This window comes from Chryseotalea sp., from assembly GCF_057350905.1.
Map to the genome: position 1 here is coordinate 1,007,538 of NZ_JBMRCF010000001.1, position 25,279 is coordinate 1,032,816.

At 40.1% G+C, this 25,279-nt stretch carries 21 protein-coding genes; 4 read left to right on the forward strand and 17 right to left on the reverse strand.

What is annotated here, in order from left to right:
* Window positions 1-144: 144 nt before the first annotated feature.
* Window positions 145-666: a type II toxin-antitoxin system TacA family antitoxin gene (locus ACO1XM_RS04405; RefSeq protein WP_486226215.1), complete on the forward strand. Its 522-nt coding sequence runs from the start codon at window positions 145-147 to the stop codon at window positions 664-666.
* Window positions 667-1,176: a GNAT family N-acetyltransferase gene (locus tag ACO1XM_RS04410; protein ID WP_486226217.1), complete on the forward strand. Its 510-nt coding sequence runs from the start codon at window positions 667-669 to the stop codon at window positions 1,174-1,176.
* Window positions 1,177-1,630: 454 nt separating this feature from the next.
* Here ACO1XM_RS04410 and ACO1XM_RS04415 read toward each other — a convergent pair whose 3' ends face one another.
* The 13 genes from ACO1XM_RS04415 to ACO1XM_RS04475 all read right to left on the reverse strand — a co-directional run bounded on the left by ACO1XM_RS04415 (window position 1,631) and on the right by ACO1XM_RS04475 (window position 18,101).
* On the reverse strand, window positions 1,631-2,503 hold the full coding sequence (locus ACO1XM_RS04415; protein WP_486226219.1) for a CPBP family intramembrane glutamic endopeptidase: 873 nt from the start codon (window positions 2,501-2,503) through the stop codon (window positions 1,631-1,633).
* A gap of 154 nt (window positions 2,504-2,657) precedes the next feature.
* Window positions 2,658-3,347, reverse strand: coding sequence for a DUF2306 domain-containing protein (locus ACO1XM_RS04420; RefSeq protein WP_486226221.1), 690 nt, complete (start codon window positions 3,345-3,347; stop codon window positions 2,658-2,660).
* Window positions 3,348-3,546: 199 nt separating this feature from the next.
* Window positions 3,547-4,686: an AraC family transcriptional regulator gene (locus ACO1XM_RS04425; RefSeq protein WP_486226223.1), complete on the reverse strand. Its 1,140-nt coding sequence runs from the start codon at window positions 4,684-4,686 to the stop codon at window positions 3,547-3,549.
* 296 nt (window positions 4,687-4,982) lie between these two features.
* The gene (locus tag ACO1XM_RS04430) at window positions 4,983-5,282 is read right to left on the reverse strand and encodes a hypothetical protein (RefSeq protein WP_486226225.1); all 300 of its coding nucleotides are present in this window, start codon (window positions 5,280-5,282) and stop codon (window positions 4,983-4,985) included.
* Between the two features lie 398 nt (window positions 5,283-5,680).
* A complete protein-coding gene (locus ACO1XM_RS04435) occupies window positions 5,681-5,971 on the reverse strand; it encodes a hypothetical protein (RefSeq protein ID WP_486226227.1) in 291 nt (96 codons plus the stop codon).
* Between the two features lie 518 nt (window positions 5,972-6,489).
* Window positions 6,490-7,344: a hypothetical protein gene (locus ACO1XM_RS04440; RefSeq protein WP_486226229.1), complete on the reverse strand. Its 855-nt coding sequence runs from the start codon at window positions 7,342-7,344 to the stop codon at window positions 6,490-6,492.
* A complete protein-coding gene (locus ACO1XM_RS04445) occupies window positions 7,338-11,144 on the reverse strand; it encodes an ATP-binding protein (RefSeq protein ID WP_486226231.1) in 3,807 nt (1,268 codons plus the stop codon). The genes ACO1XM_RS04440 and ACO1XM_RS04445 overlap by 7 nt, the downstream gene beginning before the upstream one ends.
* 310 nt (window positions 11,145-11,454) lie before the next feature.
* Window positions 11,455-12,069: a DUF4145 domain-containing protein gene (locus tag ACO1XM_RS04450; protein WP_486226233.1), complete on the reverse strand. Its 615-nt coding sequence runs from the start codon at window positions 12,067-12,069 to the stop codon at window positions 11,455-11,457.
* Window positions 12,070-12,221: 152 nt separating this feature from the next.
* The gene (locus ACO1XM_RS04455; protein WP_486226235.1) at window positions 12,222-13,148 is read right to left on the reverse strand and encodes an alpha/beta hydrolase; all 927 of its coding nucleotides are present in this window, start codon (window positions 13,146-13,148) and stop codon (window positions 12,222-12,224) included.
* 222 nt (window positions 13,149-13,370) lie between these two features.
* Complete coding sequence (locus ACO1XM_RS04460; protein WP_486226237.1) at window positions 13,371-13,823, reverse strand: HAD domain-containing protein; 453 nt, start codon at window positions 13,821-13,823, stop codon at window positions 13,371-13,373.
* Window positions 13,824-13,842: 19 nt separating this feature from the next.
* A complete protein-coding gene (locus ACO1XM_RS04465; RefSeq protein ID WP_486226238.1) occupies window positions 13,843-14,214 on the reverse strand; it encodes a hypothetical protein in 372 nt (123 codons plus the stop codon).
* Window positions 14,215-14,619: 405 nt separating this feature from the next.
* Window positions 14,620-16,551 (reverse strand): glycoside hydrolase family 97 protein, encoded by a 1,932-nt coding sequence (locus ACO1XM_RS04470; RefSeq protein WP_486226240.1) that lies wholly within the window; start codon window positions 16,549-16,551, stop codon window positions 14,620-14,622.
* 11 nt (window positions 16,552-16,562) lie between these two features.
* A complete protein-coding gene (locus ACO1XM_RS04475; protein ID WP_486226540.1) occupies window positions 16,563-18,101 on the reverse strand; it encodes a glycoside hydrolase family 43 protein in 1,539 nt (512 codons plus the stop codon).
* Between the two features lie 305 nt (window positions 18,102-18,406).
* Between ACO1XM_RS04475 and ACO1XM_RS04480 the strand changes: the two genes are divergently transcribed.
* Window positions 18,407-19,441, forward strand: coding sequence for an ankyrin repeat domain-containing protein (locus ACO1XM_RS04480; protein WP_486226242.1), 1,035 nt, complete (start codon window positions 18,407-18,409; stop codon window positions 19,439-19,441).
* A gap of 333 nt (window positions 19,442-19,774) precedes the next feature.
* On the opposite strand, the gene ACO1XM_RS04485 is transcribed toward ACO1XM_RS04480, so the two are convergent.
* Both ACO1XM_RS04485 and ACO1XM_RS04490 read right to left on the reverse strand, forming a co-directional pair.
* Window positions 19,775-21,196: an FAD-binding oxidoreductase gene (locus ACO1XM_RS04485; protein WP_486226244.1), complete on the reverse strand. Its 1,422-nt coding sequence runs from the start codon at window positions 21,194-21,196 to the stop codon at window positions 19,775-19,777.
* Window positions 21,193-21,855, reverse strand: a complete 663-nt coding sequence (locus ACO1XM_RS04490; protein WP_486226246.1) for an NAD(P)-dependent oxidoreductase — start codon at window positions 21,853-21,855, stop codon at window positions 21,193-21,195. Before ACO1XM_RS04490 ends, ACO1XM_RS04485 begins: the two co-directional genes overlap by 4 nt.
* A gap of 165 nt (window positions 21,856-22,020) precedes the next feature.
* Between ACO1XM_RS04490 and ACO1XM_RS04495 the strand changes: the two genes are divergently transcribed.
* On the forward strand, window positions 22,021-22,827 hold the full coding sequence (locus ACO1XM_RS04495; protein ID WP_486226248.1) for a LuxR C-terminal-related transcriptional regulator: 807 nt from the start codon (window positions 22,021-22,023) through the stop codon (window positions 22,825-22,827).
* A gap of 525 nt (window positions 22,828-23,352) precedes the next feature.
* Here ACO1XM_RS04495 and ACO1XM_RS04500 read toward each other — a convergent pair.
* Both ACO1XM_RS04500 and ACO1XM_RS04505 read right to left on the reverse strand, forming a co-directional pair.
* Window positions 23,353-24,174, reverse strand: a complete 822-nt coding sequence (locus ACO1XM_RS04500) for an alpha/beta fold hydrolase (RefSeq protein WP_486226250.1) — start codon at window positions 24,172-24,174, stop codon at window positions 23,353-23,355.
* Window positions 24,175-24,336: 162 nt separating this feature from the next.
* Window positions 24,337-25,155 carry a class I SAM-dependent methyltransferase gene (locus ACO1XM_RS04505; RefSeq protein ID WP_486226252.1) on the reverse strand — a complete coding sequence of 273 codons (819 nt, stop codon included), beginning with the start codon at window positions 25,153-25,155 and terminating at the stop codon, window positions 24,337-24,339.
* Window positions 25,156-25,279: the final 124 nt, after the last annotated feature.

Genomic DNA, 25,279 nt, shown 5'->3' on the forward strand with positions numbered 1-25,279 from the left:
AATTGGTTTGTGGACACAAACCATGGCTTTGACTTTGTCGAGGCCAGAACCCATAATAGATGACCTGATAGCACTTACATAATAAATTGTACAGACAGAGAACTTTGTACGGCATTTTTACGTACATTTGTTTAAATTACATTTATGCCTAAGAGAACCAAACGAATGCAATTGGAGCCAAGTAAAGCGCCTAAAGTCGTTAAGCAGAGAAATAGTAAAAGTACCTCTGCTAAAAAGGCCAGCAGCAAAGCATACAAGGTCTCTACTCCATCCCTCCATGGACAAAGTAAAAATATTCATGGAATAGCACATGAGAATGCAATGGAGCAATGGAGTCATAAAAACACGGCAGGTGAAGTTACCCTTGGATCTGTTTCTTATGCAATTGAAGAAAATAAGAATCAACGATTGGAGTTACGACTTACGAAGCTCCAAAAAGAAGTCATAAGCAAAGCTTCAAATGTAAGTGGCTTTAAAAATGTAAGCGACTACGTACTTCATATTGCCATTACTGATTCCAGGAATGTAATTCGCGAACAACAAATCTTAGAGCTTTCAGAAAGAGACCGGATTTCTTTTATGGAGACATTAGAGAATCCACCGAAACCCGGTAAGAATCTTAAAAAAGCGATGGCAGACTACCTGTCATTTAAAGAAGTTGAATAGATGGGATACACAATTGAGTCTCTTGATACTCAGGTGCATGTCAGAGATAAGTTTATAAATCAGCATCCAAGCCTCCAGAATTATTTAAGATCTGTCGCCAGGCAGGACGTTGATAGAGATTTAGCGCGTTGCTTTGTTTTGATTGATCAAGAAAAGATTATTAAAGGTTATTATACGCTTAATAACCTTTCTATTCCATCCGCTGAATGGGATCCAGCTTTTAGAAAAAAGTATAAACTAACATATCCTGCTATTCCCTGCACATTAATTGGGAGGCTAGCCATAGACTCATCTATGCAGGGAAAAGGCCTCGGAGGAATTCTATTATTTGATTCTCTTAAAAGAGCATACGAGGTTAGCAAAACAATAGCATCCTTTGCTGTTGTCGTAGATTCAATCGATCAGACTGCTAAGGATTTTTATAAGAAATATGAATTTCATGAGTTGATGGATACAGACAAATTATTCCTTCCCATGAAAACCATTCACAACCTTTTAAGCAATCCTTAAAGATCACGTTAATTCTTTTGGTCAAACACAACATCCGTTAAAGTAAAGTTTTAACTGTTAACTGTTTTTACGAGCGTGTATCTCAGCATCCTGAGTGTGTTATGTCTTTTATTCGGGATGTTCAATTTGCAATTCAGGGAGAAGTTTGTGTGAGGTATCATTGGTTCGTGGAGACAGCTACTGCCCTGGTTCTTGCCCTCACGAACCCCAGCTCTTCGCTTGCTCCTCTTTTCCAATATCAAAAAAACTACGCCCTGGTTCGTGTCCTCACGAACCAGCTTAACAAAATCACGCAGACCCTATGCGCTAAGTGCACAACAGTATATCGTTTGGATTGTCAACTCAATGATCCCTACTGCCCTGGTTCGTGTCCTCACGAACCAGGGCCTTGAACTTAAAAAAAGTCCAAAATAGTAAGCCTCATCAAAAAAAATTTAACTAGTATTTTAAGGATTTATTTCGATTTACCCCTCATTAAAAAGTACATAAAGATTAATCCAATTGTTAATGAAGTTAAAAGTCGGATGAGATACAGATGCAACTCGGGAGTAGAAAGGTCGAGCTGCGAAATGATTCCTTCCTGTATTCCATTGCCGGCACCATGTGCTACAGCCGCTGGGATAAAACTTTTTGAATGCAGGGTAAGCCAACCCATAAAAAATGAGTAACCAATCATTATAAGGGGCGAGATGATCAAACTGCCCAGCACAGGGTTTTCAGGATAATTATAGCCGAATAGTTGCATGGGTAAATGCCACATCGACCAGATAAAACCTAAAAGCAAAATACCTTTCCATACACCTAAACGCTCAATGAGTAAGCCTTGAAATAAACCACGCCAGGCTACCTCCTCTCCTGCTGCTAAAAAACTGTTAACTAGTGCAAAGAAAAAACCTGTAGCAAATACGTTAAGAGAAAAAATGAGCCAGGACTGACTACCGAGACCTAGTAAAAAAGGGCCACCAGAAATAAGAACAGACTTCGTGGAAAATACAAACCACTTTGATGTGCCCCACCCCAATGATTGAAAAATGGCCACTACGATAAAAGCAAATACTATGGGAATAAAAACCGCCAGGAAAATGGTGAGGATCAATTTCAAGTTTGGCTTCCATAATAGTTTAGACTTTAATTCAGGGTTAAAGCGCAAATAGAAGATTGTAACCACCGCAGGCGATACCATCGTAGCCGCCAACCACAAATTCATTTCTGGATCATCCAAACCATTAGTGGTTAATATGCCGAGTAGCTGTAAGCTCCAGCTTACTATAAAAAGCCAGCCGCAATACTTAAGAATTAAGCTGAAGGAAATAGTTTCTGTTTTCATATATTAAAACTGACAAAGTCTATCTTTATTTAAAATCCGACCGAGCGCTGTTTGCTTCCGCTTTCAGCGGTGTGACGGATGATTCATTTTTAAAATCAATAGTGTTTTTGGAACTGATGGTATCCAAGCGGATCAAGCGTTATCTTCAACGTATTCATTTACTATAAATTGATGGCTCATGAATTGCCTTATGCGCTTGCCTTTTAATAATAAAATAAGCTACGATCAAATTAGGAAGCCAGCTGATCCATGACACTAATTGGTAGGACAAAATAAAGTTACCGGTATTCATCACTAAGATGGGCAGCCAGATGCGAAGCGTTGCAGCTCCAAGACAAGTAGCATAGCTATACGTTAAGTATTGCTGATGTTTAATGAACAGTCCCTTTCTGATTGAAATGTATCCTTGTATCGTGGTGTAAAACCAGATTAAAGCACCTATAACAAAACCAAAAAAGGCTATAGCGCCACCTTCTGCGAAAAAACTGATATAGCCAATTCCTAAAACACTTAACCAGGTAGAAAATACATATACCATCCCAATAATTCTGTGCAAGCTGCGGTAGTTAGTCCTGATGTACTTATTGAATTGAATCCAGCCAATGAGTAAAGCCATACCACCAAAAATGATGTGGGCGTTAAAAAAAGCCTTCCAAACTTTATCTTTCAAAAGGGCATCACTTTTCATTGTGAGTATACCCACTGCACCATCAGTCAAAAAAAACTTTAAAGGATATAAGCCAATAAAAATAATGAAGACGATAAATGGTAAATAGGCAAGAACCACTCCGAGGCGGCTTAAGGATTTCATTTGCTTGTCCATGTTCAAAAGGAGGCCTTTCATGAATATTTTTAATTCAACAAGATTTGTTTGATCTATAACTTGCCACAAAGAAATGGCAATGAGCTCAGCCAAAAGTCCCGCCTTATAAATTGGGACGTATTGTTGAAACAAGGCTTCCAGTACCTATGTCGTTGATTGTCAAGGACCCCCTAAAGTGGAACTAAATATCAGAACCAATTTCTCTGGTAATTGATTGAATTTAATCTGCCTTAATCTGGATATGATTTTCCTTTAGATAGTGCGTTGGCGATTGTCCTGTTACATGTTTGAAATTTCTATAGAATGCAGTCTTGGAATTAAAACCACACTCAAAAGCCAGTGCCAATAAGGTGTACTTTTGATTTTCGGGCCTGGCAGCCATTTTTTTGAATTCATTTATCCGCAAGGCATTTATAAAATCATAAAAGCTTTTTGACTCCATGGAATTAATCACTTGCGACAAATGACTGGGGTGCACGGCCAGTGCCTCTGCCAATTGACCAATCGTAAGCTCAGGATTTAAAAATAACTTCTGTTCTTCCATGGCTCTGGTGAGTTTACGATGAATATCACTTTGCTTTTCTGGTGATAGTGTAGACTTAAGGTATTTCGTTTTTATAGCTTCTTGTGATGCAGGGCTTTCACCCGCATTTGAAGTCATCACTGGATGAGGCAAAATTTCTGTATCACCAATATTAGTCTGGGTAAAAATGCCAACCTGCTTAATTCCGAAATAACCCAACAGCAACACAAATAATGCAACCAGGGAAAAAATGACAAAATCATTTCCAAAAAAAACAGCGAACCACACTACACCCACTCCATAAATTAAATATCGTAACCAAAGCAAATTGATTTTCTCTGTCTGTGAAAACCTATGCTGCATGTTGACAATATGCTTGCGCAACAACCATAATGAAAGCAAAGTGTAGCTTACACCAGAGGCCAATACTAGTATACGTTGAATGATAAAGACTAATTCATAACCCCTTCCTTCATTTGCAAATACCTCAAGTCGTTCGGCATGCGGGCGAAGAAAAAAGGGAAGCAGTATAAGGTAAATAAACAGTGTAGGTGTAAAGTGCCAGATAAAGTGTTTTTTCAAATACGGATGTTGATTGGTAAGAGAAGCCGTATAGAAATAAAGAAAGGGTCCATGAAGCAAGGGAAAAGGGTAACTAACCAAGAGGTAAGGGTGATAATAAGGATCAGCCACTAAGCCAGTGTAATAGAAGGCTAAATGGATTCCGATAATTACCAGCCAACACGCCAAGAGTAAATCGGCCTTTGTTTTTCCGCGCTTCGTAAAAAGTATTAACGCAAGCAGGAATGATAAAGAGGTGGATACGATGTAGAACAAGTTGCCGAATTATAGTGAAGATGCTTAAAGCTAGTATAGTTGTCTACTACAAAAATCAACTTAATTTTTGAATTTTGGCTACTTAACCTATAGAGTCAGGTAATAAAATTAGACAGAAAGCAGAAAAACAAAACAACCACTGCCCTGGTTCGTGTCTCACGAACCAGTTCCTAAAAATCACGGAAGCTCTATGGGCTGCAAGCACAACATGCGTAACTTAAAATGTGAGTTGTTTACTTAAGTGATTTGTTTAGACACAAACCATCACTTAATGAGGCGATCAAGTTTTTTGCACCTCACTCCTCTCGTGTTGTTGTTTTACCAACCTGGCCTTTACGTTCTTCCTCTGCAAATTGTAAAAAGTCCAACAAGAGCGGCAGGCCCTCGGCCAGCTGACTGAAATTATGCGGAAGCGCCTCATGCTCGTGCATGATGTAATTGTGGTAGAGTTCGATCAGGTGATTTCGAAGCTCATTGGGTGGAAGAAACTCGAACAAGTCATTTAGCCGGATGAGCACCTCTGGCCTTAGTTTAACATGATCAGGGAAGTGCCTTGTGCGCTCAAGTTTTGTTTGTAGAACTGCTGACTTTGCCATATTGTTTGCGTTGGTGGTGTTTACTTACAAAGGAATATTGATACTTCAACGATCAATTTCACTGAAAATAAATCAGAAACAACAAGCTCTGCAAGTAGCACTTTTGAGCGAAAACAAAGAGGGCCTAAAAAGTTTAAGTTAGACTTATGCTTATCTAAGTAGGACTTAAAGTTGAGGAAGAATTAGATTAAAAAAAATAGTTTTTTTTCACGTGAGGGTTACTCCAACGCATTAAGACTAATCGCGCTTTGCTAAATTCCAGTTTAAAATAAAACCTGATAAAGGCTTAATGAAGAGGCACATCAACTAACAATAAATTCTTGATTGATACGATATTAAGCTGATCAAAGACAGGGAAAGGTAACAGCGGACTTTGCACTTTACTCCTCTCCTGCTGTTTACTCAGTTTCACTGTGCTGGCCTGTACGTACTTCATCTGCAAATTGTAGGAAATCTAACAAGAGCGGCAGACCCTCGGCCAGCTGACTGAAATTATGCGGAAGCGCTTCATGCTCGTGCAGGATGTAATTGTGGTAGAGTTCGATCAGATGATCGCGCAATTCAAGCGGTGGCATGCACTCGAAAAATGCATCCAGGCGGTAGATAACCTCTGGCGTGATTTTGCTGTGCGAGAGCACATGATTGGAATGCTCTTTTTGTGTAGGTGATGTGGCTGTAGTGTTTTCCATGGCTGTTTTGATTTACAGCCACAAAGTAAAACACGGTTTGAAAATTGAAAGGGCTCAAAAAATACAAGTACTTTTTACATTTCTACAAAAAGTTTTTGGAAGACTACTTGTTCTTTTGGTATTAATACAAGTTAGACGCAGGAGGGTGATTTATTTTTGGGAGGTGGGGAAAGAATACTGTTAACTCATAAGAAATAACATAAACCTTTGGGACATTTTCAATTACAGAAAATATACACTAACATTGAGGGCTTATCTTTCCGTTCGGAAGAAGGAGATCAGAAAAGGCCAAGACATGGAGGCTGGCGTTTTTAGCTTTATATGATATTCGAAGGTCCACTCTTATATTTATGATTTACTTTATCTTGGTTTCGGCTATCAAAGTAATTGTTTCGCTTAATTGGTGAAGTCCACTAAACAGTTGTCACAACACTTTGTGGGATTGTTTTGAATGTTCCTTTAGTATGTTGACATTTTTACCAAAGAGCTTTCTTCAGCGCTCATTTTAACAAAAATGTCTAAATCGGAATTTTGGTGGTAGGATCAGAAATTTTATTCTTAAGACAAACTAAAAGTTCGACAGTCAGACTTTCGAGATTTCGGAATACTTGCTCTGAAAACTGATCAAGCATAAGATCGGTCTTTGACAAAGAGCCAAAAGTATTATCAATGCTTCTCACTAGACATACTCCTGCAGTAGAGTCGATTATTAGATTTCGGTGGTACCCATGAATAAAAGATCCCCTCAATTTATAAAGAGGCGTCAAATACCTTTTAAAGAATAGGTCAAAGCTTGTAAGGCAACTGTGCAAATCATCTTTTGGCCTGTATTGAAGTTTAACAAGCACGTCCAAAAATTCAAGGTAAAGCTGTAAAGTTTCATTACCTGGTGGTGCAGGGCGCTTTGGTGAATTTATGATTACCTTCCTTACCAGCATTTCGGTAATTCGAACCAAATTCTCAAGTAATGATGACGTGGTAAGAATGAAATCTTGAAAGGCTGCGTGTACGACATCAAAATAGCCTATTCTATCACTTATTGAGAACTCGCGTCTTATCACTGTTCCTGGAAAGGTGAAGGTACAACGTGCACCAAAACTTGTTATAGGAGAAATCCCACAAATGAAATCATGATTAAGAGTATCGAAATACTGAAGCTTTAATTCATGTGCATGTCTTAAACGAGAATCGATACCGTCTAACAAATAGCTAACCTCATTTCGGTTAATCGAAATTGGATAAAGCTTTTCATTGTGGAAGCCATCATTCAGTAAACTTAACAAGCTCGAGTTTATTTTTTTATCGACTTCAACCAATAATGCATTCTTGTTACTTGAAATGTCGACAATCGTTTCGTTCTTAAGTGCTACCATAACTTTTCTTCTCTGTCAGTTGATCTTTTTATGTCCTGATCTAAACTATGTACCACTTTATCCAAAAATTCGAACGCAACCTCGTCACTAGAATGTTCCGAAATCCATTCCACTATTAGATCGCGCAGTTCGACATCAATCGGGAATGGCTCGCCCACTAAACCAGATTTCACTCCGACTGTAGTTATTGCAGTATACGCTGATGCTCGAAGCTGATCCAATTCAACTCCTTGCATTCTGATACCCTTCTTCAAAATTTCGACAACTAAGTCGATCAATATTTTCGTTTTAGTCTCAAAAATACCAATTGAGGCAACTATGCGCTGTACTCGTTTGGGATCTGTTGTTAGGTGCATCAGTTTTCGGTACTCTTCAGCCAGGTCAGAAGTAAGTTCTTTAGATTGCTGTAAGAATTCAAGAAAATCCTTTGCATAATAGTACTCCATGCCTTTGTATTCAGCACTGACATACCACGTCAACCCTCGTATAAAAACATTTCTTTTGCGTGTTTCGTCCATGTTCACAAACATGTTAAAGTTATCGTGAGGCATAAACTCATATGAGCTATAATCTTTTGTGCTAATCTTCTCACTTTTGATTTTAAAGCGTAGCAAGAAGTAATCAAATAATTCGTCTTCAGAAATCAAGTTAATTTCTAATAAAGAAGCAAATGCATGTTGTATATCGAATGACAATTGAAACCGCGCTGTGTGATGAAGTATAAGCTCTTTGAGAAAACTACCTTCCATATCGCGATTATACATAAGGAAGTTATCAACAGACCTTTGATTAGTTATATCAAAGAGATTAGTAATCATATTCGACTTGCCGTGACCAGAATCCTTGAGAGTAACTAAGGCCATAAGCAGGTTAAACGAAATCTCCAAGTTCTCTTTGCTTTTATAAAATATCCGCTCGACAAGTTCGACATCCTTTGAGTCGATTGGCTTCGTCAATCTTTGGTAAACAAATAAAATAACATTCAGAGATTGGGGGCTAGCCTCTAACTCGAGCTCGGTTATTTTAGCCCAGTAAAAATCAAGCTGGTTGTGCTTAAAACGTAATGTTGAAAGGTATCCAGCCCCATAATAGTAGATGAACTCTCGATCAATGACCCAGAGTATATCATAAACGACCATCGCCTTATCAACAAATCCATCGAACAGCGCACGGTTGAAAGTCCATATAAACTCATTGTGACGTTCTTGAACTATTCTGACAGCTGCTAAACTATGCGCAATCTCTTCGGCCTCATACTCGTCAATCAGTACTTTAGCCTTACTCTCAATGTCAGTTACTAGCTTTTTATAATCATGCTCTAATCTTGTTTCAGCACTGCTTACTAAGAATAGAATCTTTTCGGTGAGAGATTGTGGCTTTAAAGCTTCTTTCACCAAATTAATTCTCGAAATAACTCGCTCATCTGTATTCCATTTCTCTATCCAATATAACCGATCTATCACTTCCCTACTTGCAGCCAATGGCATACTTTCAGCTATTGATTCAATAAACTCCAAAATGGATATTATTTCAAAAATGCTAGTATAAGGACTTTTAGATCTAGTAGATGCAGAAATACCTCGAGGCACATCCATTAACTCATGAACAACTCGTTTTTTAACATATTCTTTGTTAGTTAGGTTGTATATGCTAATAAGAGACTCAATTACTTTCTTTCTAAGAACAACTACTTGCTCGTCTGATGGGATGAAAAATGTTGTAAGATTTATTTGACCAGACTTAAACGGATCAGCTGAGCTTACTGTAAATTCTAACTTCAGAAAGTCTTTGAAAGCCTCGATAAAAAAGATTGTCAAACTATCATCTTTTTCCATTAAAGCCAATGCCTCTTTTATGAAAACGTATTGCTCACTGAAGTTGTAGCTAGGCATGATGTGCCTTTTGTCGAGCGCAAACGTGTTATTAAAAAGCCCCAAATCCGGTGCATACGAATAAATTGTAACTACAGTATCAAACACGAATTTTTCGTTTCCTTGCCTATAAAGAAGGTTATGGAGCAGCCACGAAATCGATCCATAAAGTGATTTGGAATTGGTTGATCTATTTTCAACATCAAATATTAGTAAATCACGAAGAGACTGGGACTCTGGAAGTTTAAGCCGTTGTAAAAGAAGTTTTATTGCTAACTTTCCAAATTCAGGTTTTTGATATGCAATGGAAGACACTGTATTCAAAATATCCTGTACAGCCTCTGAATTTTTGTGTTCAATTTGATGAATATAAAAAGTTAGGATAGGCTCGAGACCTAGATTACCTTTAGCTTCATCATCATAAGCTTCATCAACTGCTGATAGGTTAATAATACAATTCGAAATGAACTTTGGAAAATTTGTAATGCTCGCAATGACAAGTGTTGGATCTGCTGTCGCAAGAATTATATCACTGTAGTAGTCAGGAGAGATAACGAATTCGAGACGTCTCAAACCTAAACCTTCTGCTAAAAGCCGATCCATCAAATATCTTATCACTCCCATGTCGACTTCGCTAAACTCAGCCAGCTTTACATAGAAAGCGTCATCCGAAACAGGCAAAGGCTCTAGCAGGCAAATTAACCGTAGTAGCCTTTCGATCTTAAGCTTGCTGGTCCCGGTGTATTCCGAAACAACTCGAATGACTGTGTTAAAATAATCTCTAACATAATCTTTAAGAACACCTTCATCTTTGATTTTTGGTAACTGCACATTTTGATGGATAGCACGCAATAGTGCCACGATCAAAATTGGCCTGCCATTCGAAGTATTAACTAATGCTGGAATGTAGTCTTTGTACCTGCCAATATTAATTTGCCGTTGGAAAAGCGCTCTTGTGTCATCTAGCGACAGCTTTTCGAGCTTAACAGACTTAATTGTCTTGTCTTCAACAGTAGGAATCAATTCTAGCGCATGATCTATAAGGACTCGTCTGCCAGTCAAAATAAATTTCAACTTGCGTTGTAATGGAAGTCGTGTGAGATTTCGAAGGTCCGCAATTACTTCAGCAGTATAATTATGTGCGTCATCTACCAACACCATGGTATTTTTATCACCAGATAAAACGAATGCGACCTTTTCAAAATTGATTCGATGGGAATTGAGTACAAGAATTTGCCAATCATTCTGTTTATCGAGATTAGACTTAAAAAACTCGATTGCAAGTCTAGTCTTTCCAATTCCTGCCTCACCTGAAATAATGGCTATGCTCTTACTATCCGAGTTTACAAAGTCCTTTAGAATATTGATGTCAGATTCACGTGCAATAAACTCATTTGCTAATGTGCTCGGATCATCGATACCCACCTTAAGCCTGTTGCCAAAATAATCTTGATATGAAATTAGCTGGGCTGTTGTAAACCCTTCTTCCATCCACAATCGCAATATTGGATGACGGATATAAAGGGTATGAATCTTTGCATCATCCCATATATCAAAGGAAACATCTGGCTTATTAATGCGATCTAATTCCTTCTCTGCCAATAATTGTAATTCTTTTTTTTCCTGTGGGAGCAGTCCAACATTTGAAAGAATAATAAAGTGATTTTCGTTTGCAAGCTTTTGAATTTCGAGCGGTACATCTGCCTTAAGAGAGCTGTAGGCCTCTTTTCTTGCAGTTTTATGAAACTTATCTTGGAACCGCCATTTACCAGACCTCCCAGCATATGTTCCTGTAAATAATCCATCTATGCCTCCATCTTTTCCTGGTGCTGAAAACGGCTCAAAGCTTTTTGAGACTTCTAGGCTCAGCAGCGCGTTACAAAAGCGCTGAAAGAATTTGTCATCATAAAGTTGCCAATTGATAGTCATAGTTAATTTAGATATTCTCTCAGAACCCCTGAATGGTTTGGTCTCCTAGAAGAAATACCAATATAAAGAACCATTCAATACCTACAACTACCTCCCACCAAGAATTATCTCACATTCTGACGTAAAAATTTCTTGCACTGCCCTGGTTCGTGTCCTCACGAACTAGTTTTGTTATTCTACTCAAAACTCCTTCTAACCAAAGATGCGGGTGAAACTACACACTTGTCCGCACGCCACATCTGCGGCATTGATGTTTTAATTCTTCAAATATTTACTTCGTGGAGACTCTAATCAAGATTTGGGTGCTGGACTACTTAGTGACATCCAACTTCTTATTTATAACAGGAAGGATGTAAATGCTTGTTAGAACATGATTTACAATACCTGTCGCCAGTTCGAGTTTATACATTGACAAGCTTTTCATCTTGTGTGCTGAATCATTCCCGATTATTCTGAGCTTATCTAATATAGGCAGTTCTGATTTTGAAATGTGTCCTTCATGATGAAGCTTTTCTATTTTTTTTAAAAGATTGCTTCCAGTTATCGATTGATCAATACAAATTGCCTCTACCAAAGCTCTTAAACCCATGCCTAATAGAATTGTAGAACCAGCTTCGAATGCTGGTATAAGTTCATCATAAAGTTTGCGTATTGTTTTGGGGAAAATTGCTACATGTCTTTCTGACAGAAAATTATAATACCCAGGGTTTGCATTCCCATCATCCGGATAATTAAAGTGAATAGCCTTTGATCTTTTTGACTGTTTTATGATTTGTAAAAACGAAATTGAATTACACCCCATGCATTCAACCACGCTAAATTCTTCAGTGCTTTTTGAATATCCCTTAGCCGTTTTGGAAAATAGCTTTTTGTGGTTTTTGTCACCATCGCATTCACTACAATATGTTAAGACTGTTTTAGTCATTTTGAGAGTTTTTGAACGAATGGCTATTAAGATAAGGGATTGTTTTGCAACTCACAATATAATTGCAACTCTGCAAGACACCAATCATTAAGCTTCATTCATTCCAGATTACCCACCCCTATGCACCTACCACGTGTTGCGCTACAGTCTTGTTATTTTTTGGCTGCCATGAAGCCATTAACATCCAACCAGTGTATGAAGGCATTGAACCATCTATTGCTGGTGCGACCGGGATTACCGAGGCCAAAACCATGACCACCATTTTGGTATAAGTGAAACTCGACAGGCCTCCCTGCTTTGTACCAGGAATCGATCACACCGAACTGGCCACGAAAAAGAAAATCATCGGTAGCGATTACATTGAACATGGGCGGAGCATGCTTAGGAACTTCAACGGGCCCCATACCGCCATAGATTGGACCAATAAAATCCAGTTGCATGGATTTAGAATGTAGTGTAGCGTGCAGGGTGAGTCCCGCACCGGCAGAAAAGCCGATCATGCCAAGCCTGGCCGTATCCACACCCCACTCTACCCTTCTTTTCACAATCAATGCGAAGGCTGCCTCAGCATCTTGTAACTGGTTGGTAAGGTCCATGCGCGGAGGTACTGGCCGCACACTTTCTCCTGAAGCTGTTGATGGAGGTGTTGCCCCTGCGAAGGTCTGGTTCATGGATTCCTTAAAACCCTCCAGTGTTGCAGGTGTGGGATTAAGCCTGTATTTGAGCACGAAGGCAGCAATGCCCTGGTCCGCCAGTGCTTGTGCTACTTCCCATCCTTCGTTGTCCATGGATAGCCAGCGGAAGCCGCCACCCGGTGCTACAATAACGGCAGCACCATTTCCTTTGCCTGGCTTGGGCAAGAAAGGCGTGAGTGTAGCGGTGGAAATGTTACGCGCCATCGGATCACCCCACTGGCGAAACCATGACTCCGGTGCCTGTTGACCTTCCACACCACCTGTACCGAGCAAAATGGCATTGGGTTCCGGTGGCGCTTGCAGTGGGTAGATGGTCCCATCTTGCGCCTGGGCCAAGGCGGATACCAGCAGCAGGCAGGCGAGCATTGTTTTACTTACGTTCATGTTTTTGGTATTCAGTGAAAGCGCTGATAAGTATATATCCAAGATAACAATATACTGGTTTGAGAATCTAAAAGGAATTAGAATGGGTTGAAGGATATATCATGCAGTCCTTCAAATAACATCCGCGACTACAGGGTAGTAATGAGTAACTGTTTATACAATTGGTTTGCGTAGATACGAACCAAGGCTTGAATAATTTCTAGTAAATAAATTACTTTAAATCTACGCTGCGTATAGCCTCTTTCTAAAATCAGTAATGTGTTCAGGTGTCAAGCCAATCAATGGACTCGTTAAGATTAAATGTTCTTTTAAATCTTTAGGCAGTGCATGGAGACTCGTATCATCATCAATAATGATAAAATCCTCAGTTAGCGGATGGAGATTTAACCACCCCAGAATTTCCTCTTTCCTCTTTTTGAAATCAGGATTGGTTTCCATCAACAATAACTTCCCGATGCTAAGCCCTCTCCTTTCAAATATCTGTTTCCACTGCTCATTTGTGAACCTTACGCGATGCGATGAAGTGAGAATGACGGTTGTATCATTAGTAATTAAACTTCTCAAGGCTTCAGTTGATTTTTGAGTGAACATAGGAATCCCATCCTCGAGATTTTCGGGGGCTTTCCAATGAGTCGCTGGAACCATTACACCGTCTATGTCTAAGAAAATCAACATGTTAGCAAAGATACAGAAATTATTTAAGTTTATCCATAAGCTCATCAAAACTCAAATCGTTGTACCTGGCATCCTGTTCGTTTAACATCCTAATCTTGGCATCTGTATCCCAGTCTTCATCAACCAATTTCACTGATTTCCAGTCAACAGGCTCTTTCGCTGCAGTCTTTGGACATGGTACTTGATCTAACTTATAATCCGCAAGCAGTGAGGCCAGATACCTGTGATGTCCGTTTACTATTAAAGTTCCGTCAACACTAATGCCGGAAAAGACTAAGCCGATACGCATCTTCTTTGCTATTCTTTCAATAATTGGGAAGCATAATTTTTCATGAGTTGAAACAAGCATAAGTTTTTCATTTCGCATCAGTTGAATTAATTTCTCTTTCATTTGCGTAGTCATTCCTTTAAAACTTGTGGTCCTTAGAAGATACAACAAGAACTTTTTATCCAAACTCAAAATTTAATCCCCGATATCAAACCAATATAAATGAAAACTGCTATATACGAACCAAGGCTTGGACTTATTTGAAGACCAAAACTTTTTTATCTCCAATAAACATTTGACAATGGACAGGTCAGCACTACATTTACATATGGCTTCTTTGCAACTATACAGTTCATACAAGGAATTAAAACATGATAGAGTTGAGCGCCCGCTAACTCAAAAGGAAAAGGTGCGTCAAGAGAATGCAGTTCTCTCGTTGAGAAAACTAAAGAAAGCTGCACGATCATAACTATCCCCTATTGCTATACAAATGGTACACGAGGACACGAACCAAGCCTTGTCACATCACTACTCTTTAAAGACCGCCACAAAGCCATCGTTTCCTTTCAAGGTGATTGTAAGATTTCCAGCTTTAGGCAAGGTGAGCGATGTCGTTTGAAATGAAGGTTCCTCATTTTCTTGTGCACCGGAGCTAATGAGTGCTCCTTTGTAGTTTTTCAGGAATGATAAATCGAGTGTGAGTTGTTTCTCCACATTTTCACCGTTGATACCGCTCACGTACCAGCGCTTATCCTTCTTTCTGGCTACGACCAATAACTTTCCGGGATAGCCTTCAATAAATTTAACATCATCCCAACTATCGGGCAGCGATCTCAAAAAATCTTTTACATATGTCGGAACACGCTCCATGCCTTCCGGACTTTCTGCATAATGCTGAATGCCCGACAAGAACACCACAGATGTTGCCAACTCAAAAGCTGCCGTTGTTACGCGTTGTATGTTTGGGATTTTATACAAATTCATGGGTGTAAAATCCATGGGATCGAATGCATTGCGTACCAGTGCCGACATGACGGCATGTGAAGGTGCTGCATTGGCTGCGTTCTGACCGAATGTTATCATCTCATAGCCAAACACGGCCTCGCTCGTCATGTGATTAGGGTATGTGCGATGCAAGCCTCTCGGTAAGGTGGCGCCATGAAAGTTCACCAGGAGCTGATTCGCAGCAGCGTCTTCCAAAATATCTTCATAGTAATTCATCATAGACTGACCATCACCAGCGAAAAAATCAATTTTTACTCCTTTAATACCCATAGCATAAATTCGTGAAAACTCCTCCATCCTGCTTTCATGAGTAAGCAATTTATCTTTGGGTGTAAACTTTACGGTGTTCCAATCTCCGGCAGAGTTGTACCAGAGCAGTAAGCCCACATTTTTACTTCGCGCATAGTCGGCCAGCATTTTAACAGCGTCATAACCAATTAACTTATCCCACGTGGCATCGAGCAGACAATATTGCCACTGCATATCAGCGGCAAAATCAATATATTTTTTTTGAACGTTGAATACAGTTGAATCATCTTTCTTCAATATCCAGCTCCACGATGATTTGCCGGGTTTAATAAAAGAAGCATCCATCTTCTTTGCAGGCGCAGCCAGATCGGTGCCTAAGGTTGATTCAGCAATGGTTTTCAAATCACCCATCGCGATGATGCGCCAGGGTGTTTTCCACGGCAAAGTTGACTCAGGATGTAAGGCTCCACCGGTGAATACTTCAGGCGCTTGTGGAAAATTAATTTTGTATTCATTATCAGGAGATGCTTGTTGCAAGGCGGTACCACAATACGTACGGCCCAAGGCAGCCTCTGTGATGAGCATCCAGACATCCTTGTATTTAAATAAGGCCGGATAAACCCAGCCGTTCTTTCCAGGTGAGGGTGTGCCTGTGGCAATGTCCATCATGTAATGCGCTTCGTATGAGGGATTGGTGTGCTCCCATCCCGACTGCGCTTCCGTTTTGGGTTGCAGCCATGCACGTGTTCCATTGATAAAATGAAAGCTCGTCTCCTCTGATAGTATTTTTTTAAGTTCTGTGGATTGTTCCGGAAACGCATAACGGAAAGCAACACCATCATTCGAAACCCTGAAAATAATATTCATCTTTCTACCGGATGTAGTTTGCGTTTCAATCACGCGCTCGGTGGCCACATAGGTGATGTCCTTCTTTTTTGCGGTGAGCATGGTATAACTGTCTTTCACCTGTTTAGGTGATGAGATTTTATTCACCTGTAGCTGTTTAGAAAAATCTGCGTCTTCGCGAACCAAGCCGAGTTTGGAATTTTCCATCACTGGTTTTCCATTGTATGCAATAGCATAAGTCATTTGCTCCACCTGGCAAGTGATGACTATCTTTTTATCAGGACTGGAAACAGTTACTACCTGTGCTAAGGAGAAAAAACGAAGTGCACAGAACAGACTTACGAGGAAGGCATATCTCATAGCATGAATTTTTATTTGGTTGATATTTTATCTTCGATCCTGAAAAAATCAAAATCAGCATAACCGCCCGTACTTTTCGTGGCATAGTTAAACAAGCCATAGCGATAACCCATAAAATGCGGTAAGGTATAAGACATCTTTAAAGCGGATCCAATACGCACCCAGGACTTGCCATCCAGGCTGTAGAAAAAGTAGGCAGTGTCTTTGCGATCCCGGAAATCGCACGCTGCTTTCAGGTAAATTTTTTGCTGCATAAGGGGTATACGTTCTACCTCAACAGCTTTGCCTGATTCCGCACTCATCATAAAAACAGCTTTAGCTCCGTTTTCAAATTTCACACCCACCAAACCATATTTTTGTTGTAACAATGCGAGGCCTGCCAGGTCTCCTTCTTTCATGTTTGATACATCAATTAATGTTGAGCCTGTACACTCCGGCCCGATGGTGCGTTGTGTCAAGGTGTTTCTGGCCATAACAAACGATGAGTCAATGCGCCCGGAGCTGAGTCGCAAGAAACCTTTTCGAGCAGTAACAGACCACAGTGTATTATCCGGATTATGATTCCATTGCCAAACCAAGGGCAAGTCTGGCTCCTTTTTCTTGCGATCAAATTCATCCGAATGTACAAGCCCCGGAATTAAACTTTTGTTGGCAGGAAGATTTAGTGTTTCGTTTACTTTACCATTTACAGCTAAAATAGGCCAAGCGTCTTGCCACGTTACGGGCACCAGGTATGGAATTCTACCGACAGCACCATAATCGCGAAAGAGATAAGCATACCAGCTACCATCCGGTGTATCAATGAGCCCACCCTGCGCCACGCCCAGATCTTGTAAAGCCAGTCGGCCTTCCCAGGGTCCGGTAAGCTTATTAGCACGGTGAATAATAACGGAGCGCATACCACCTCTTGGCCAGCTTATGTTGAAGAGGTAATACTTTCCATTCACTTTAAATACTTGCGATCCCTCCGCCCCTAGCATAATATGATCTCCTGCAGGTGCGCTTGCGTTTTCGATGATCACAGTCTCTTCCGTACCTGGTTTTATGGCCGAAGCATCAGCAGTAAGTTCTAGCAGTTTGAGTTTAGAAGCGCCATAAATCATAAACACGCGATCATCTTCAAAGAACAAGGTGTGATCATGATAAGAAGGACTAAAAGAAGCAAGCTTCCACGGACCTTTTTCTATGTCGTTAGTAGAATAGATGTAGGTCTTGCCGGTAGTGTTGGCAAAGGTGCTCACATAATACGTGCCTGCGTGATATCGCAGGCAACTTGCCCAGGAGCCGCGACCATAGGAGGTTTTACCCTTAGTTAGATTCAAGGCGTCCACATTGGCTAAGGTATCGTAGGCATAGTTGATCAAATGCCAGTTTACCAAATCACTTGACTTCATGATGGGTACACCGGGACTCATGTGCATGGTGGTACTGCTCATGTAATAAGTGTTACCAACCCGCACGATAGATGCATCAGGAACATCGGCAAAAATGATTGGATTACGTGCCTGCTTATCCTGCGCGGAAAGTGGCTTGAGCAGACCCAATACCATGACGAGCAATACCCATTTTCCGATCAAAAGCTGGCAAACAACCATGAGCCTATTGGTAAATAAGTGCCTCATCATTCAGGGAATAAGTGTTATTATCACAAGTATAAATTAATACCCTTTAAACATCAAGGTAAAGCAGGTATGCTCGACAAGTTTGATGTGAAGTTACAGCCCACGCCCTGCTATTTATCCTCATCAACCTGGGCTTGGTAAATTAATAGACTGTGAATGCAAACTGCATTTTACTATGGTTGGAATTCCAGACTTCGAGCGTATTTTAGCGATTGGTTTAAATCAAACCGTTTATGAAAAATAAATTGTTCGCTGTCAGTTTCTTATTACTCTTGGTTTTGTCTGATAAGGCACTCGCCTGCTCCTGTACATTTGCGGGCCCCTTTCTGGAGGTGGCACCCAATTCCGCGCTCATCGTTATTGGCCGGGTCGAATCTATTAACGGGCACATCGCAGAGATCACCATACAAGAAAGCATTAAGGGAAAGGCATCGGGTAAAATCAAAATGTATGGCGACCGTGGCGATTCATGTCTGGAGAGTCTGAGAAATCTCAAAGTAGGCCAGGTATATGCTTTCGCGCTGGCTTCAAATAAAGGCACTCATAGTCTGCCCGGCTGCGGACAACATTATGTGGAGATCAACGGTGATCTTGTTTCCGGTATGATCAATCGTGATTTTATGAAAGCCACCACCAACGGATGGCCTGCCTACAATGGCAAGACCATGCCACTGAGCGAGTTCAAGCCGCTGTTGGCAGCCAGCAAGGGCTATGATTATCCTTGCAAGCAGCCTTCGAAGTTCGCAGAGACAGAGGAAAGTAAGCAGGCCTTCGCCAAGGCAGAAGCAGCTACAACTTTGGATGCATGGGCTTTTGGTTTTGCCGTACGTAAAAACGATTTGAAGCTGACCGAATATATGCTCGACAAGTTTGAGGTGAAGCTACAGCCTAAGGAATTTCTGAAAGGAGGCTTCGATGCTGCATCTTCAGGGAGCATAGAAATGCTCCAGCTTTTTGTGAGTCGCGGTCTTCCCCTGAATGAAACAGATCAATACAGTGGCTCGCTGCTGAGTGTCTCTTCCGCCTATCCGGATATGGTAGAACACTTGCTTAAGCTGGGTGTTAAGACCGACCTGAAAAACATGTGGGGAGGAACTGCCCTGATGTCGGCAGTGAATAACGGATGTCCTACAACCGTAAAACTGCTGATCGCGGCAGGAGCCGATGTGAATGCAACCAACACGGAAGGAGAAAATGTAATGCAGAAGGCTAAAAAATCGGACTACGACACCAAGGCAGAGATTATTGAGATGTTGAAGAAGAAGTAAGTTACGCATGTGACAGGCGTGAAAGAGGGATGTTAAGGGTTAATAGAAATGCTCCGTGCAGACAAGAACCAGTTTTTATCTTATTCAAAATGCCTTCTATAAACATTCAACTAAATCCCTGGCTAATCTATGTCAGCCTTTCTTGGTAAATGTTATCAGCTACTGATAGCAGTGCTCTGCTTAACCTGATTTCCAACAAAAGTCTAAATGAAATAGGATTATTACCAGCGTTTGAAACCTTTAAGATGATGTTACTATAAACACAAGATATCCATGATATACTGTGCGACCAGTGACTAAAATAAAGCACAGGTAATTACAACAAGCAGTTATCTATGGCTTATGGGGAGTAATATTTTTATTAAATCGAAACATATTTAAAGGATCGTATTTAGATTTCAGCGTGACTAATTTTTCCCAGTCTTCCGGGGTATAGGCAGATTTAACACGAGCCTCAGAAGGCGCTACTTCTATAAAATTTGCAAAAATTTCACTTGTAAGATAAGGACGGAGTGTATCTGATAATTGTGTAAGGCTTGTATTTACTTTAACAAACATTTCATTTGTAAAAGTTGCACCAATAGCATTTATAGAAAATTTTGCATCTTGATTACCCATAAGGTTGATGTTTTCCTTGTCTTTCTTAAGTGCTCCACCTAGTAAACGAAGTTCCAGCATTAAAAGTGGAGATTTGGAACCAGCACCTGCAATTTTTATCAAAGCATCTATTGCTTCAGAAGAAAGATCTAAGAGCATACCACCAAATTGCAAAATGCCTATTGGATCGACAGGATCTTTGCTTATGCTATCCATATTTTTTACTTCGATCTCATCAAAAGTATCCAACATTGGCGTGCTAAAATTATTACGAATCGACTTGAAAAGTTCTTCTCCAAGACCAACGTTCTCGCCACAATAACATCCTTTAATTACAACAACTGATTTTCCTCGTAACACCTCAGGTAAGTGTGGCAGTGGCGGAAAATTCATAAAAGCTAAAGCTGTAGTAATTTCATCTGGAAGTATTTCTGTCCATTGAGCAAAATGTTGTACTATATCTTTGGCCTTTTCAATTGGATAAAAGACTGCACCGCCATAAACTTTTCTTAATGGAAACAATTTAAAAGTTAGCGAAGTAATAATACCTAAGTTACCGCAACTTCCTTTTATACCCCAAAATAGTTCGGAATTCTCTTTTTCACTTATCTGCAAAAGTTTTCCATCCGCGGTAATTATTTCTGCTTCGATAACATGAGAAGAGTTAAATCCATATTTTCGACCTAAGTATCCAAAGCCTCCTCCAAGTGTGTACCCAACAACACCAACATGTGGCGCTGATCCTGCCAGACTAGCCAAACCATGATGGTGCGCAGCTTGAATTACGTCTTTCCATAATGCACCAGCCTCAACTTTGGCAATTTGCTTTATAGGGTCAATCTCTACCTTTCGAAGTTTGGAGGTATTCACGAGTAAGCCATCATTACATAATGTACCTACGCCATGACCTGTTGCCATAACACCAACACCTATATTTACAAGCTTTGCAAATTGAACAGCGAGTATAATATCTTGTACCCGTTCAGGTATAATAGCCAATGATGGACCCTGCTTTACATTCAAATTCCAAGCTTTGGTTGCTTCCTCATATCGATTATCTTCTGGCCCTAACAATTCACATTGTAAACGTTGCCGAAGTGCCTGCAAACCTTTTATATAGACGGTTTTAGATTGTTCATCGTCAATTTGACTTTTCATTTATTTTGCGGTTGATGTCTATTCATACTATTTTTCATCACTCGAACCGATTGATTCAGATACGTTTTATCTGTTAATTGTTGGATCATAAAATGTGCTACATCTGCCCGCCCAATGGATGGAAGAAATTCGTTAGAAGTGATACCCGTTCCATGAGCGAATTTACCGGAAAAAGGTGCATCAGTTAAGCGCACAGGCCTTACAATAGTATAGTCATTTATTCCTTTGCGGATAAGGTCTTCTTTTATCTGGTGATCTTCAACCTCACTACGGATTATGCGTCTTAATATCTGTTGAGTAAAAAAACTAAATTCATGAGGCATACTTCCAACCAGGAATACACTTTGGTAAACAAACCGTGGAATACTTTCCTCTGCTGCAGCTTCAACAATATTACTGATTCCCTCAATCACTTCGGGATCATGCCTCAATGTTTTAGAAACTCCTAAGGTGCTCAAAACGGCTTGCTTATCTTTAAGTACTTTTCGTATAAAATGTTTATCGCTTAAACTTCCTTGAACAATTTCCAAATTTGGATGATACTCAATATTTTTGAATGAACGCCTTACGAAAGCTGTAACTGTATGATTTTGTTGTAATGCTTGCTGCACAAGCAAGGAGCCTGTTCGTCCTGAGGCTCCGAAAATAATTATATTCATCTTGAATTAGTTGAATTAAATAAAAAAACTGGAACATCCATTTTGTATTAAATCTTCGTTTTAATTCACAAAATTAGCCAAGCTATTACCCTATTTAAATAGGAATTAAGTCACGAATTATCTGCGTAGAAAAAAACTAAAATAGTGAGTAACCAAATAAGTAACATGGGTTTTACACTTCCTGGAATAAATTTCGTTATTACAGTTCAGATGAGATCAAATTTGCCTGCCTCCCAACAGTTTGTTAGAAGTCAATTTATTTCCAACAACTATCCTGCATTCGGTATAAATAAATCTGATGATGAGTTTTACACCATCATGAAGTTTGTAGAAAATTTATATCCAAAAGTGTCTATTATTGTTTGTCAACGAACATTTGATCCTTCTGTTCAATATGTCAGTGCTAACTGTAAAAAAATTATTGGATATGATGCTTTAGAAATAAAGAATATGAAGCTTTCTGATTTTTTAGCCTTGATTCATCCAGAAGATATGAGAAAAGTAGAACGCTGTTTCATGTTCATAAATGATTTAGAACCCTATGATCCCCTGCTCTATAGATTTGAAATCCATTATCGACTCAAACACAAGAAAGGGCATTATATTAATATTGTTGAAGAAAAGTTAGCCATGATGAGTAAAGAGAATAAATATATTTATCTTAACTTAGTTAGAGATGTAACGCTAACAGCTAAATTTCATGATGTAAAAATGAATGTTTATCATGAAATCGGAGGAAAACTTTTACAGATAAAAACGTATAACCCCAGGACAATAAAAAATGATTTTACGCCACGACAAAAGGATATTATCAACCTAATTGGTAAGGGATATAGTAATCAAGACATTGCAGAAGAGATGTCTATAAGCATCAATACTGTAAAAAATCACAAGAGCCTACTATTCCGCAAAGTAAGAGTTAAAAGTACCGTTGAACTCATTAACATTACAAGGAGTTTATATAGTAATTAGATTACATTTGACTTAGTTGGACAATGAGTTAGGTTTTTTTAAAATTCCTCGACCGTGGTTCGTGTCCCCACGAAACAGTTTTTCCTATTTAAAATTGATTTGCCAATCTCCTTACAAGTCTAAGCATTGTTACGAGTGCTACTGCTACATATGCACACAACATTTCGATAATGAAATGTAACTTTTAAACAAATGGTTCGTGGTGACAAGAACCAAGGCTTAGTATGAAATCCTCAAAATTTAGATAGGAAGCCTTTTTATGGCTTTTAAAACACCTATTAACAAAGTTGTTTATAGTTGTCATATGGATCAAGCACTTGAACTACTGAAGGGCATCCACCCCGGTATTACCCTGGAGCGGAAAATCAAAGAGAGGAAACACTGAAGAAAAAGAGGAGATAACTCGTTTCAATCGGGCTTCCATGATAAAGCAATTCGCGAAGAAAACGGATTCATAACGAAGTATTAATTGTTTATATAAATGGTTCACGTGGACACAAATCGTTTCAAGCGCTCAACATCAAATTACTTAAACAACTGAGCCGTAGTAGTTCTGCGCGGTGGATTGTCAAAAAAATCGTACAGAATTTCCAGAAACCATTTGGTGCGATCCTGATAAGGAAAGTGAGTGGTTCCTGGTAAAATGCAAAGTAGTGAACCGGAAATTTTTTGGTGCATTTCCAATAGATGCTCGTTGCGGATAGCATCACGGTCACCACCCATAATCATGACATCAGCCTTAATTCTTTTTAATTCAGCGCTAGTGATATTGGGCTGCTCGACTAATAGTCTGAATTGTTTACTTCGAATGCTGTCGTTCTTCACAAGCGGCCACATCTTGTCCAAAATAGGTACAAGTGCCGGGTCTATGGCTGTGGTGTCGGGCCGCAGGTTAGCGCCTGAGGCCAAAAGCTTTTTTACTTTTTGCGGATAGTGGATGGCGATGAGCAAACCGACTATGCCGCCATCGCTGTGACCCCACATATAGGTGGAATCAATTTTCAGATGGTTTAATACGGCATGCACATCCGAGGCCATTTGTTCGTAGGTGAGATAACCCATGGGGCAGTCCGACTTTCCATGACACCGGCTATCAAAAGCGATCACCTGATAGTGATTTGCAAAATCAGGAATTAAATTGGCGCGACTGCCAATAGAACCTCCGTTGCCGTGCAGCAATACAAGTGGCTTACCCTGACCGTAAATTTCATAATACACCTGTACACCCTTATGGTTATAGAAAGCGCCTGCTTTTGGATTGTCTCCATATTTGGGCGCTGCATTTTGTTGTGCCTGTACCGAACTAAATGAAAGGCATGCGATGACAATAAAATTTTTTAGTGACATAGAATGGTGTTTGAATGTTATTTTACAATAGCAAGATGCCATAGTCCAGCAGTCACCTCAGAAATACCTGATACAATATAAACTCATCTTTGCGATGAATAAACCTTGCCTGTGTACTGGGCTGAGGAAGCAACCTGTGGAACGGCATCGATAATAACCAGACTACTGAGGTACATGAATTGTTACACGCAGGAAGGTGGCCGGGATGGTCGTCCGATTCGGCAGCCTGCTTTCATTCTGTTGTGTGAATAAGTCTTCCAGCTCCTTTTGCAATTGATCAGCCTTCCCGTTTTTATCGGCCGCTTCAAAAGCATTCATCGTGGGGCCATAGTAATTTTTAAATGTGCTCACCAATTCGGAAGGTGTTCCCGCAAAATTAAAGGTGTAGGTGTCGCGCAAAAATGAAATGTTTTCAGCAGCAATACCCGCTTTTTCAAATCGCTCAACTACATGATTCTCCACGCCCCAAAGCATCGGGCTCACAAAGCCTTCGGGTGGTGGTGGTGTATACGATGCACTGATCCTGAGTATTTGCGCAACCAAGGTTGGATCTCCGGGTATCCAGTTACCCATGACTATTTTTCCACCCGGCTTTATAACACGTACCATTTCTTTGGCTACATCAAAAGGGCGCGGAGCGAACATCGCTCCAAAAATGCTCACCAGATAATCGAAGGAAGCCGTCTCTAATGCTTTCAGGTCGCAGGCATCTCCTTCCTGAAAAGTAAGGTTACTGAGTTGTGCTTGCTCCGCACGTTTTCTGCCGGCTTCCACCAGGTTGCTGGCAATGTCAACACCAACTACTTGTGCGCCTTGTTTGGCGGCAGGAATGGCCGTGGTTCCATCGCCACAGCCCAGGTCTATTACACGCATGCCTTTGCCTATTCCTAGTTGCGCAATCAGTGCTTCACCACTTTCGCGCATGCTTACTGCGATTCGGGTAAAATCGCCTTTCTCCCACAATGCTTTATTTGGATTCATTTGGATCGTTTCAGTTAAATTGTTTAAAACCATGTTTAAATAGCGTTGGTATCCTTCAGTACATGGACTACGATAATGACTCCAATGACAATACCCATGAGGAGGGTGAAAATTTTTTCGCCTT

Bases quoted from the DNA above. Each gene is read 5' to 3' on its own strand.
- ACO1XM_RS04405 (WP_486226215.1), top strand. From the start codon at position 145: ATGCCTAAGAGAACCAAACGAATGCAATTGGAGCCAAGTAAAGCGCCT.
- ACO1XM_RS04410 (WP_486226217.1), top strand. From the start codon at position 667: ATGGGATACACAATTGAGTCTCTTGATACTCAGGTGCATGTCAGAGAT.
- ACO1XM_RS04415 (WP_486226219.1), bottom strand. From the start codon at position 2,503: ATGAAAACAGAAACTATTTCCTTCAGCTTAATTCTTAAGTATTGCGGC.
- ACO1XM_RS04420 (WP_486226221.1), bottom strand. From the start codon at position 3,347: ATGAAAGGCCTCCTTTTGAACATGGACAAGCAAATGAAATCCTTAAGC.
- ACO1XM_RS04430 (WP_486226225.1), bottom strand. From the start codon at position 5,282: ATGGCAAAGTCAGCAGTTCTACAAACAAAACTTGAGCGCACAAGGCAC.
- ACO1XM_RS04435 (WP_486226227.1), bottom strand. From the start codon at position 5,971: ATGGAAAACACTACAGCCACATCACCTACACAAAAAGAGCATTCCAAT.
- ACO1XM_RS04440 (WP_486226229.1), bottom strand. From the start codon at position 7,344: ATGGTAGCACTTAAGAACGAAACGATTGTCGACATTTCAAGTAACAAG.
- ACO1XM_RS04445 (WP_486226231.1), bottom strand. From the start codon at position 11,144: ATGACTATCAATTGGCAACTTTATGATGACAAATTCTTTCAGCGCTTT.
- ACO1XM_RS04450 (WP_486226233.1), bottom strand. From the start codon at position 12,069: ATGACTAAAACAGTCTTAACATATTGTAGTGAATGCGATGGTGACAAA.
- ACO1XM_RS04455 (WP_486226235.1), bottom strand. From the start codon at position 13,148: ATGAACGTAAGTAAAACAATGCTCGCCTGCCTGCTGCTGGTATCCGCC.
- ACO1XM_RS04460 (WP_486226237.1), bottom strand. From the start codon at position 13,823: ATGTTGATTTTCTTAGACATAGACGGTGTAATGGTTCCAGCGACTCAT.
- ACO1XM_RS04465 (WP_486226238.1), bottom strand. From the start codon at position 14,214: ATGAAAGAGAAATTAATTCAACTGATGCGAAATGAAAAACTTATGCTT.
- ACO1XM_RS04470 (WP_486226240.1), bottom strand. From the start codon at position 16,551: ATGAGATATGCCTTCCTCGTAAGTCTGTTCTGTGCACTTCGTTTTTTC.
- ACO1XM_RS04475 (WP_486226540.1), bottom strand. From the start codon at position 18,101: ATGGTATTGGGTCTGCTCAAGCCACTTTCCGCGCAGGATAAGCAGGCA.
- ACO1XM_RS04480 (WP_486226242.1), top strand. From the start codon at position 18,407: ATGAAAAATAAATTGTTCGCTGTCAGTTTCTTATTACTCTTGGTTTTG.
- ACO1XM_RS04485 (WP_486226244.1), bottom strand. From the start codon at position 21,196: ATGAAAAGTCAAATTGACGATGAACAATCTAAAACCGTCTATATAAAA.
- ACO1XM_RS04490 (WP_486226246.1), bottom strand. From the start codon at position 21,855: ATGAATATAATTATTTTCGGAGCCTCAGGACGAACAGGCTCCTTGCTT.
- ACO1XM_RS04495 (WP_486226248.1), top strand. From the start codon at position 22,021: ATGGGTTTTACACTTCCTGGAATAAATTTCGTTATTACAGTTCAGATG.
- ACO1XM_RS04500 (WP_486226250.1), bottom strand. From the start codon at position 24,174: ATGTCACTAAAAAATTTTATTGTCATCGCATGCCTTTCATTTAGTTCG.
- ACO1XM_RS04505 (WP_486226252.1), bottom strand. From the start codon at position 25,155: ATGAATCCAAATAAAGCATTGTGGGAGAAAGGCGATTTTACCCGAATC.